The organism is Desulfovibrio sp., assembly GCF_035644575.1.
Taxonomy (GTDB): Bacteria; Desulfobacterota; Desulfovibrionia; order Desulfovibrionales; family Desulfovibrionaceae; genus Desulfovibrio.
On record NZ_DASQOG010000244.1, the window covers coordinates 1 to 9,613 of the forward strand.

At 59.2% G+C, this 9,613-nt stretch carries 9 protein-coding genes and 1 pseudogene; 6 read left to right on the forward strand and 4 right to left on the reverse strand.

The features are described 5' to 3' along the window. Nucleotides 1-233: 5'/3'-nucleotidase SurE (locus VEZ52_RS13585; protein ID WP_324837293.1), on the reverse strand; the 233-nt coding region annotated here is incomplete at its 3' end. Nucleotides 234-389: 156 nt separating this feature from the next. On the opposite strand from VEZ52_RS13585, the gene VEZ52_RS13590 reads away from it, so the two are divergent. The 6 genes from VEZ52_RS13590 to VEZ52_RS13615 all read left to right on the forward strand — a co-directional run bounded on the left by VEZ52_RS13590 (nucleotide 390) and on the right by VEZ52_RS13615 (nucleotide 7,122). After that, complete coding sequence (locus tag VEZ52_RS13590) at nucleotides 390-1,421, forward strand: 3'-5' exoribonuclease YhaM family protein (RefSeq protein ID WP_291446154.1); 1,032 nt, start codon at nucleotides 390-392, stop codon at nucleotides 1,419-1,421. After that, nucleotides 1,397-2,050: a dTMP kinase gene (gene tmk, locus VEZ52_RS13595; RefSeq protein ID WP_324837294.1), complete on the forward strand. Its 654-nt coding sequence runs from the start codon at nucleotides 1,397-1,399 to the stop codon at nucleotides 2,048-2,050. Before VEZ52_RS13590 ends, tmk begins: the two co-directional genes overlap by 25 nt. A 100-nt stretch (nucleotides 2,051-2,150) precedes the next feature. Continuing rightward, the gene (locus VEZ52_RS13600) at nucleotides 2,151-2,486 is read left to right on the forward strand and encodes a hypothetical protein (protein WP_022658913.1); all 336 of its coding nucleotides are present in this window, start codon (nucleotides 2,151-2,153) and stop codon (nucleotides 2,484-2,486) included. Further along, nucleotides 2,479-3,843, forward strand: a complete 1,365-nt coding sequence (locus VEZ52_RS13605; protein WP_324837295.1) for a histone deacetylase — start codon at nucleotides 2,479-2,481, stop codon at nucleotides 3,841-3,843. Before VEZ52_RS13600 ends, VEZ52_RS13605 begins: the two co-directional genes overlap by 8 nt. Before the next feature lie 227 nt (nucleotides 3,844-4,070). Beyond that, nucleotides 4,071-5,279 carry a saccharopine dehydrogenase family protein gene (locus VEZ52_RS13610; protein ID WP_022658910.1) on the forward strand — a complete coding sequence of 403 codons (1,209 nt, stop codon included), beginning with the start codon at nucleotides 4,071-4,073 and terminating at the stop codon, nucleotides 5,277-5,279. Nucleotides 5,280-5,532: 253 nt separating this feature from the next. After that, nucleotides 5,533-7,122, forward strand: coding sequence for a histidine kinase N-terminal 7TM domain-containing diguanylate cyclase (locus tag VEZ52_RS13615; protein WP_324837296.1), 1,590 nt, complete (start codon nucleotides 5,533-5,535; stop codon nucleotides 7,120-7,122). Between the two features lie 177 nt (nucleotides 7,123-7,299). Here the strand turns inward: VEZ52_RS13615 and purE are convergent, their stop codons facing one another. The 3 genes and pseudogenes from purE to VEZ52_RS13630 form a co-directional block, all read right to left on the reverse strand. Continuing rightward, nucleotides 7,300-7,797, reverse strand: coding sequence for a 5-(carboxyamino)imidazole ribonucleotide mutase (gene purE / locus VEZ52_RS13620; RefSeq protein WP_324837298.1), 498 nt, complete (start codon nucleotides 7,795-7,797; stop codon nucleotides 7,300-7,302). A 62-nt stretch (nucleotides 7,798-7,859) separates the two neighbouring features. Continuing rightward, on the reverse strand, nucleotides 7,860-9,146 hold the full coding sequence (purD, locus tag VEZ52_RS13625) for a phosphoribosylamine--glycine ligase (RefSeq protein ID WP_324837299.1): 1,287 nt from the start codon (nucleotides 9,144-9,146) through the stop codon (nucleotides 7,860-7,862). A 187-nt stretch (nucleotides 9,147-9,333) separates the two neighbouring features. After that, nucleotides 9,334-9,613: pseudogene (locus tag VEZ52_RS13630) on the reverse strand (VCBS repeat-containing protein); the annotation flags it as partial.

Consider the following 9,613-nt stretch of genomic DNA (forward strand, 5'->3'; position numbering starts at 1 on the left):
GCCAGTTTGACGCAGTCCGTGGGTGTGCCGTAAATACCCAGACCCTTGAAGTCGGGTTCTTCAAAATCCATGGCGCGTACAGGTTCAAATACGGTCAGCGAGTGGCCCACGCCAGATTGCTGGGTCATGGGGGCCACCACATGCACGGTATGCCCTGCTTCAAGCAGGGCGGCGTAAAGCGCGCGCAGACCGCGCGCGCGGATGCCGTCATCGTTGGTCAGAAGAACGTCCATTTGACAATACCTCGGAAAGAAGGGAAATTCGGCCTAAGGCCCGCGTGGTTCCAGTGTTTTGCGCGGCCCTGCCAATTTGGAAGTTCCGCGTCAGGGGCCATGCCCGCGTGGAAAACAGCATATGCCCGGCGCAGATGCGCGCCGCTGGAACGATATATGGAAAAAGGTTGTTACGTCAAAGATATTGGCCCCGCCTCGGAGGCGCGCGGCATATTCGTGGTTACGCAGGCGGCGCAGGGGCAATCGCGCAACGGCCCGTACTGGCGGCTTACCCTGGCTGACGCCAGCGGCAGCCTCGAAGCCAAGATATGGCATCCGCTGAGCGCGGAGTTCAGCGAAATCGCGGCGGGAACGCTTGTGTGGGCCGAAGGGCGCGCTGGGCTGTACCGCGATCAGGTGCAGCTCACGGTGGAGCAGATGCGCTTTCTTTCCGATGAGGAATGCGCCGCCGTAGACCATGCGGCCCTCATGCCCGCCAGCCCCTTTTCGCTGGATGAGATGCTGGATGAACTGCTTGACCTCATCAAGAAGGAATTTGTCCACGCGCCCTGGCGCAAGCTGGTGCAGGGATTTTTTAACAACGACGAGATGCGCGCCGCCTTTCGGGTCTGCCCGGCGGCCAAGGGAGTGCACCACGCCTATGTGGGCGGGCTGCTTGAACATACCCTGAGCGTATTCAAGCTCTGCCGGCGCATTGCCGACCATTATCCGGAGCTTGACCGGCAGACCTTCCTTGCGGGAGCGTTGTTTCACGATATTGGCAAACTGCGCGAATTTTCTGGCGGTATCGCCAATGACTACACTGATGAGGGCCGCCTGCTGGGGCACCTCATGCTGGGCATTGAAATGCTGGAGCCGTATCTGGCTAAATCCGGTCTGGAAGAGCCGTTGCAGCGGCATCTGAAACACCTGATCTTGAGCCACCATGGCGAGCTGGAGTTCGGCGCGGTGCGCGTGCCGCATACGCCTGAAGCCATGGCCCTGCACTATGCCGACAACCTGGACGCCAAGATGGCCCAGTGCCGTGGCCTGTTCGCCCAGATAGAGGGCGAAGGCGAGGCCTGGACACCCTGGCAGGCTACGCTGGGGCGACCCGTGCACCGGGCCGCGCGTACGCCGGACAAAGCCGCCCCCGCAACCCGCAAAAAAGCGGTGAAAGAAGAATGTTTATCTCTTTTGAAGGTATAGAAGGCGCGGGAAAGTCCACGGCCATCAACTATCTTGCGGGTTTTTTGCAGGAAAACGGCCACGACCCCCTGTGTACGCGTGAGCCGGGGGGCTGTGCGCTTGGGCGCAGCCTGCGTTCCATACTGCTTGATGCCCGCACGCGTGAACTCTCCAGCAGGGCGGAGCTTTTTCTGTTTCTTGCCGACAGGGCGCAACATGTGTCGGAAATTATCCGGCCTGCGCTGGAAGCAGGGCAGACCGTACTGTGCGACCGTTACACCGATTCCACTCTGGCCTATCAGGGGCACGGACGCGGACTTGATACGGAATATCTGCAAAGGCTCAATCAGGCGGCCACGGGCGGCCTGCAACCGGAGCTGACCCTGCTGCTGGATCTGCCGGTGCGCTGCGGCCTTATGCGCGCTGGCGAACGCAACCGCCTGGAAGGGCTGGTGGTTTCAGAAGGCCGTTTTGACGCCGAGAGCCTTGATTTTCACGAACGGGTGCGTCAGGGCTACAGGGTTCTGGCCGAGGAAGAACCCGAGCGATTTGCCATTATTGATGCCTCGCAGCCGCCCGAAGACGTGGTTTTGCAGTGTCGTTCCGCCATTGAGTCTCACTTGCGTCAGCGCGGTTGGGGATTGGAATAGTTTTTTGCGGCGAGAGCCGCTTTCCGGGTTTTTGCAATTTTGCCGGTTCAGCCTGCCATGCAGGCTTTTGGCGCGCTCCATGCGCCACCAAGGAGAATATATGTACGAATGTTATACACTCGAAGTTGAAGGCGCGGGCGTGCGTTTTGCCCCCCGTGAAGGCAAGGAACTTGCCTATCTGCCGGGTCAGCCGCCCAAGGGCTACACCCTCGTCAACGTTATCGGCGATCCCGGTTTGCTGCACTGCGCCGTTTTTCGCAAGGATGGCGGTGCGGGCGGCTTTTTTGCCCTGCATGATACTGAAGGCGTGCTTTTTATGGCCGTGGCCGAAAGCAATCTGGCCTACGGCATGGGCCTTGCGCACATGGGCCGTATGGTGACGTATGCCCGTTACGGGGCAGATATTTTTGAAGAACTTGGCGAAGGTGATGACTGAAAAAACACTGCCGCCCCTGGTGGCGGCCCGCAGTCTTGGTGTGGTGTTTTTCCCTGCATTTGACTGGGCCATTTCTGCGACACACCCGGAGCGGGAAGAGCGCCTGCTCTATACACGCGACCAGCTGCTAGAAGAAGGGTTGTTCGACATCCCCGGCATTACGGAGTACCGCCCCGCCTTTGCCACGCATGCCCAGCTTGAGCGCGCGCACTTCTGCCTGCCTTCTGCTGCGGCGGTAAGCACGGATTCGCATCTGGCTTCGGCGGGCGGGGCTATCCGCGCGGCCCGGCTGGTGCTTGAGGGGCGCGAACAGCGCGCCTTTGCTCTGGTGCGGCCTCCGGGCCACCACGCCATGCGCGTGGTGCACGGCAACCGCGGCTTCTGCAATATCAATAACGAAGCCGTCATGGTGGAGTATATCCGCGATCATTACCCACGCCCCGATGGCCGCCCCCTGCGCATCGCCATCGTGGATACGGACGTGCACCACGGCGACGGCAGTCAGGATATTTTCTGGAACGACCCGCATACCCTGTTCATTTCCCTGCATCAGGACGGGCGCACCCTGTACCCCGGATCGGGTTTCCCGCAGGAATGCGGCGGCCCCGGCGCGCTTGGGCGCACCATCAACATCCCGCTGCCGCCCGAAACCTCGGACGAGGGCTATCTGTACGCCATAGAGCATGCGGTGCTGCCCATTCTGGAAGATTTCAAGCCTGACCTGATCATCAATTCAGCCGGGCAGGACAATCACTTCACCGACCCCCTTGCCAACATGAAGCTTTCGGCACAAGGCTATGCGGCGCTTAATGCGGCCCTGCAGCCGCATGTCGCCGTGCTTGAAGGCGGTTACTCCATACGCGGGGCATTGCCCTACGTGAATCTGGGCATCTGCCTTGCCCTGGCCGGTCTGGACGCTTCGGATATACGCGAGCCGGGCTGGACGCCGGAAGCCACGCGTCAGCGGCCGCAAGTGGGGGAATACATAGCAAAATTGTGCGCGCAGATCCGCGATGTGTATTTTCATCCCCCGGCGCAGCCTACGGAAGGCGAGGAAGAAAACGGCTGGTGGGTGCGCCGCAAGCATATTTTTTACGATACGGACAACCTGCGCGAAGGGCAGACAGAAGCTTGGCGGCTGTGCGGCGATTGCTCGGGGCTGGGGCGCATTGAGACCGCCTCGGAACGGGTGCCCCGCTCCTTGTGCATACTGGTGCCGCGTCACGCCTGTCCGCAGTGCAGAAGCCAGGGGCTGGAGCTTGCCGGGCTGGCGCGCAAAAGCGGGCGTTACGCCCATGTGCGCCTGCTGGATGGTGATGCGGCAGATCCTGGCCCTGCGGTCAAAAGTGAGAAATAAGGCAGAGGTGACGGTTTTTGCACCGCGACCTGTTGACGCCGGAACTTTCCTGAGCCATAAGGCCCATTCCGCGCGTGGCGTAACGGCTCTGTCACGCAGTGCGGGCATCATGTTTTCCGGCCCGGGTCATGCGGCCCGGCAACCCTGCGCCCTCGGGCGCAATATATGAAAATGGCGGCGCGGTCATGCCGCGCAGTGGTATACCTCTTCCACCACGGAGAAGGAACATGTCTCATATTCTGATTATTGGCGCGGGCGGCGTAGGCAGCGTTGTGGTGCACAAGTGTGCGCAGGTACTCAAGGAAGGCGGATTCTCAAAGGTAACGCTGGCAAGCCGCACTCTTTCCCGCTGCGATGCCATTGCGCAGAGCGTCAAGACCCGTCTTGGCGTAGAAGTTGCCACCGCTCAGGTGGACGCGGACAACGTGCCCGAGCTCTGCTCCCTCATCCGGCAGGTCAAGCCCGATGTGGTCTGCAACGTGGCCCTGCCGTATCAGGATCTGCACATTATGGACGCCTGCCTTGAATGCGGCGTGCATTATGTGGATACCGCCAACTACGAGCCTCTGGACACCGCCAAGTTTGAATACAAGTGGCAGTGGGCCTATCAGGACCGCTTCCGCGAGGCCGGGCTGACGGCCCTGCTCGGTTCCGGCTTTGACCCCGGCGTCACCAACGTGTACGCGGCCTGGGCGCTCAAGCACCAGCTGGACGAAGTGCACGTGCTCGACATCATCGACTGCAATGCGGGCGATCATGGCCAGCCCTTTGCCACCAACTTCAATCCTGAAATCAACATCCGCGAGGTCACGGCGCGCGGGCGGTACTGGGAACGCGGCGAGTGGGTGGAAACCGACCCTCTGTCCTGGTCCATGAATTTTGATTTCCCTGACGGCATCGGGTCCAAAAAGTGCTTCCTCATGTATCATGAAGAACTGGAATCGCTGGTGCAGAACCTCAAGGGTATCCGCCGCGCCCGCTTCTGGATGACGTTTTCAGAGAACTATCTCAACCACCTCAAGGTGCTTGGCAATGTGGGCATGACCCGCATCGACCCTGTGAAGTTCCAGGGGCAGGACATTGTGCCCATCCAGTTCCTTGCCAAGCTGCTGCCCGACCCGGCCTCCCTCGGCCCTTTGACCAAGGGCAAGACCTGCATTGGCGACCTCATGCGCGGCGTCAAGGACGGCAAGGAAAAGACCGTCTATGTGTACAACATCTGCGATCACGAAGAATGTTACGCAGAGGTGGGCTCCCAGGCCATCTCGTACACCACGGGCGTGCCCGCCATGATCGGTACGAAGATGGTGGCACAGGGTTTGTGGCGCAAGCCCGGCGTGTGGAACATGGAGCAGTTTGATCCTGATCCCTTCATGAAGGATCTCAACGTCTACGGTCTACCCTGGCAGTGCCTGGACGTGACCGGCAAATTCTAGTCAATAAGTTGGTTTGATTGTTGCAACGACTCCGGCGTCTGCCCAGGCAGGCCCGGAGTTTTTGTTTGCTGGCGGGGCAGCACGGCTTGTCAGCTTATGGGGATGCAGGTAAAAAAATCGAACGACCGAAGCTGCAGAGGGGCGAGGAACTGTATTTTCCCGTTTCTACAGCACATTATGAATGCGCAGCTGTGCAACGAAATGCCAGTTGCGGCTGGCGCGCTTACAGGGCAAATAGTATAAGGCATAGTCAGTGATTATAAGAATTGCCTGTATTCTTTTTCTGAGTATATCGTGCGCGGGCATGCTCTATGCTGTTTGCTATTCGTCCAGGATAGCGCGCTCAAATGGGTATGCGGCCTTTTTGTTTTTGTTCATGTCCATTTTCATGTACACGGTCGGGTACATTTTCGAGCTTGCATCAAGCACGCCTGAAACAATCTATCTTTCCTTAAAAATTGAATACCTGGGAGCACCGCTTATTGCAGTGTTCTGGTTCCTTTTTGCCGTTTATTACAATAACTATTCAATAAAGAGCAAGGCCATGCTGGCCCTGCTTTTTGTAGTGCCACTTACGACTATTGTAATGCTCTATACCAATGAGTGTCATCACTTCCATTATAAGACGTTTGTAGTGGATGCCAGCGGTCCCTTCCCCGTGGCGGTAACACAGAAGGGCTGGTGGTATTATGTGGATTTTGTTTACAAGATGCTGGTTGCCTTTGCCGGGCTGGCTTTGTTTGCCTTTTCCTACGGCAAAACAACGGGCTATCGCAGGCGGCAGGCAAAAACCATCTTTATTGGCGCGCTGAGCCTCTGGGTAGGCAATTTTTTGCAGACTCTTGGCTTTGCGCCCTACGGCATTGATATTGAGCCTTTCATTCTCTCGGCGGCCCTGCCGCTGAGCGGCTTTGCCATGTCCCGTCTGCGTATGTTCGACCTCGTGCCCATAGCGCGCGACAAGGTCTTCAAGACCATGAGCGCCAGCGTGTTGGTGCTGGACGACAAGCTGCGGGTGGTGGATTTCAACGACAGTGCTGTGTCCATACTTCCGGCTCTGTCAGAGGATGCCGTGGGGCTGGCGGTCAGTGACGTATTTCCCGAGCAAAGTTCCCTTGATGTGACGGCGCTTGTGCAGAAAGAGGAAATGGAGATTGCTCTGCCGGTTGCGGGCGGCCTGCGTTTTTACAAGGTTTCCTGCGCAAGGGTAGGCGAGTCAGAAAAAGATTCCGGCCTCATTGTATCCTTGTACGACATGACCGAGAGCAAGGAACTGCTTGAAAAAATGCAGCGCATTGCGTCGCAGGACGCGCTGACCCAGGTGTTCAGCCGCTGGTTTTTTATGGAGGCCTTTCAGCGGGAGATCGACCGCTGCCGCGAGGCTGGCGGCAAGCTCGGGTTTATGCTGCTGGACATCGACCATTTTAAACGCGTCAATGATGAGCACGGGCATATGGCGGGCGACAAGGTACTACGGGGCGTCACGGCAGCTTTGAAGGACACGCTTGGTCACAAAGCCCTGCTTGGACGCTATGGCGGCGAGGAATTTTCTGTGTTGCTGCCCGGTATGGAACAGGATGAAGCCGTGACACTTGCCGAACGGCTGCGACAGGTTGCGGTCATGCTGGAGGTGTCATTCAACAGCACAGTCATAAATGTGACAATCAGCGTTGGCGTTGCCGCCGCAGTCTTTGAACCGGGCGCACCGCAGGGCATGGAAAGCACGCAAATCTGCGATGCCCTCATTCTGGCGGCTGATACCGCCCTGTACCGCGCAAAACAGGAAGGGCGAAACAGGGTCTGCGCTGTCGGCCTTGACTACGGTACAGAGGCACCCGCGTGATCAATCAGCCTTCAGATTGCCTTGTCAGCAGCAATAGCTGGCAATAACAAACGCCCGCAAGCTCAGCCTGCGGGCGTTTGTTGGTCTTTTCTACGCGCTGTTCGTGCCCGTAGCGTGGGTTCTTATGGCGAGTCAAAGCAATGGGCAGAATCCAGCGGAAGAACCGCCCCTATTGCCCTAGGCGTATTTGCGGCTAATTTCGTCCCCGGCTTTTTCCACTTCTTCGCGCATTTTGGCGCGGGCTTCGGCAATGCGTTCGTTAAGCGCAGGGTCGGACACGGCCAGAATCTGGGCGGCCAGCCATGCGGCGTTGCGCGCGCCAGCCTTGTCGGTGGCAACCGTGGCGACCGGGAATCCGGGAGGCATCTGCACTGTGGCAAAAAGCGCGTCCATGCCGCACAGAGCGGCGCTGGAAACAGGAATGCCAATCACAGGGCGCGTGGTGCGGGCGGCAACGGCTCCAGCCAGATGCGCGGCCATGCCTGCTGCGCAAATAAACACGCGCGTGCCTTCGGCTTCGTACTGGCTCACCAGTCTTTCGGTGCGTTCCGGAGTGCGGTGCGCAGAACTGACGGTGATGGCGCAGCTCACGCCAAGGCTTTTCAGCACGTCTACGCAGGGGCTGACCTTTTCTTCGTCAGACTTTGACCCCATCAAAATGACTACTTGCGGCATAGTCTTTCCTTCCTGTGGTGCGGCGCAGAGCGCCGGAATATTCTTGCAAATTGGGGTTGTTGCTATTTCCCGGCCAGACGGCGGATGCCTTTTTCGCCAATATCGGTGCGATGAAAACCATCCTGCATGCGCACCTTGGCCACACCGGCATAGGCGGCCTTTTGCGCGGCGGCCAGGCTGTCGCCCAACGCGGTGACGCACAAAACACGCCCGCCGTTGGAAACGAGCGCGCCGTCCTTAACGGCAGTGCCGCTGTGAAAAACCTTTACGCCGGGTACGCTGTCCGCATCTTCAATACCTTCGATGGACAAACCCTTGGCGTAGGAACCGGGATACCCCTTGGCGGTGATCACAACCCCAAGCGCGGTCTGGCTGGTCTGGCCGAGACTTGCCGGGTCAAGCTTGCCGCGCACGGCGTCCAGCATGATGGCAGGCAGGTCGCCGTCAAGGCGCATGAGCAAGGGCTGACATTCGGGGTCGCCAAAGCGAACGTTGTATTCCAGCACCTTGGGGCCGTCGGCGGTCATCATCAGACCCGCGTACAGTACGCCCACAAAGGGATGCCCGTCCTTGGCAAGCTCGCGCAGGATGGGTCGCACCGTGAGGTCGGCCATTTCCTCAAGCATGCTGTCGGGCAGCACCGGGGCAGGGCTGTATGCGCCCATGCCGCCGGTATTGGGGCCTTCATCGTTGTCGAACACGCGCTTGTGATCCTGCGCCGAGGGCAGGGGGACAGCGCGTGTGCCATCGCATACGCAGAGGAAGGAGGCTTCCTCGCCCACAAGGCATTCTTCCACCACCACAAGATTGCCAGCATCGCCAAAGGCGCGTTCAGTCATGATTTCGTCAATGGCGCCCAGGGCTTCCTGCACGGTCTGGGCGATGATGACGCCCTTGCCCGCGGCGAGGCCGTCCGCCTTGATAACCAGGGGAGCGCCCACTTTGTTGATATGGTCGCGGGCTGCCTGCGCATCGCTGAACACGGCGCAGTGGGCAGTGGGCACCTTGGCGCGGTTCATGATTTCCTTGGCAAAGGCTTTGCTGCCCTCAAGGCGCGCGCCATAGGCATCCGGCCCGAAGCTGGGAATGCCCGCTTCGCGCATGCGGTCAACAATGCCCAGCGTCAGGGGCAGTTCGGGGCCTGGAATCACCAGGTCGATGTGCTCCTTGCGCGCAAAGGCCAGCAAGCCGTCCAGGTCGTCCACAGCCACGGGCACGTTGACGGCCCCTTCGCTGCTGGTGCCGCCGTTGCCGGGCGCAACAAAAATGGCGCTGACTTCGGGGCTTTGCAGAATTTTCCAAACCAGGGCGTGTTCGCGGCCACCGGAGCCGATCACAAGGATGCGCATGCTGTCTCCTTACTCCAAAAACTTTTCCGTTTCAGTAAACTGGTTATAAAGCGGTAAAACCCCAGTGGGTTTTACCGCTTTAATATTGGCTATTGCCAGAGCCGCGGCAAGGCCGTTGCTCCATATCCGCAGCTCTGCGCCGCAGATAAAAACGGCCCCTCGCGCTGGCGAAGGGCCGTTTACCCCGCTAGTTGGGGTTTACTTCAAAGTCGCTCAAGTCCGCAGGCACGTTGGGGTTGGTAGCCGAAACGTCCAGAGGATAGGCGGTAATCATGCACTGGCGGCTGCCGATGCCGAGATCGGGCGAGGTGTTCAGGCCCACCACCAGATCAAGGATGCCATCGTTGTTCACGTCAGCCAGGTCGATTTCTGCCACAGAACCACGGATGCGGCGGGTCTTCCACTTGAGGCCAAGGCCCACGCCGTCCCAGTACAGGGCATGAACTTCGCCCTGGGGGAAGAAACGG

Bases quoted from the DNA above. Each gene is read 5' to 3' on its own strand.
- VEZ52_RS13590 (WP_291446154.1), top strand. From the start codon at position 390: ATGGAAAAAGGTTGTTACGTCAAAGATATTGGCCCCGCCTCGGAGGCG.
- tmk (WP_324837294.1), top strand. From the start codon at position 1,397: ATGTTTATCTCTTTTGAAGGTATAGAAGGCGCGGGAAAGTCCACGGCC.
- VEZ52_RS13600 (WP_022658913.1), top strand. From the start codon at position 2,151: ATGTACGAATGTTATACACTCGAAGTTGAAGGCGCGGGCGTGCGTTTT.
- VEZ52_RS13605 (WP_324837295.1), top strand. From the start codon at position 2,479: ATGACTGAAAAAACACTGCCGCCCCTGGTGGCGGCCCGCAGTCTTGGT.
- VEZ52_RS13610 (WP_022658910.1), top strand. From the start codon at position 4,071: ATGTCTCATATTCTGATTATTGGCGCGGGCGGCGTAGGCAGCGTTGTG.
- purE (WP_324837298.1), bottom strand. From the start codon at position 7,797: ATGCCGCAAGTAGTCATTTTGATGGGGTCAAAGTCTGACGAAGAAAAG.
- purD (WP_324837299.1), bottom strand. From the start codon at position 9,146: ATGCGCATCCTTGTGATCGGCTCCGGTGGCCGCGAACACGCCCTGGTT.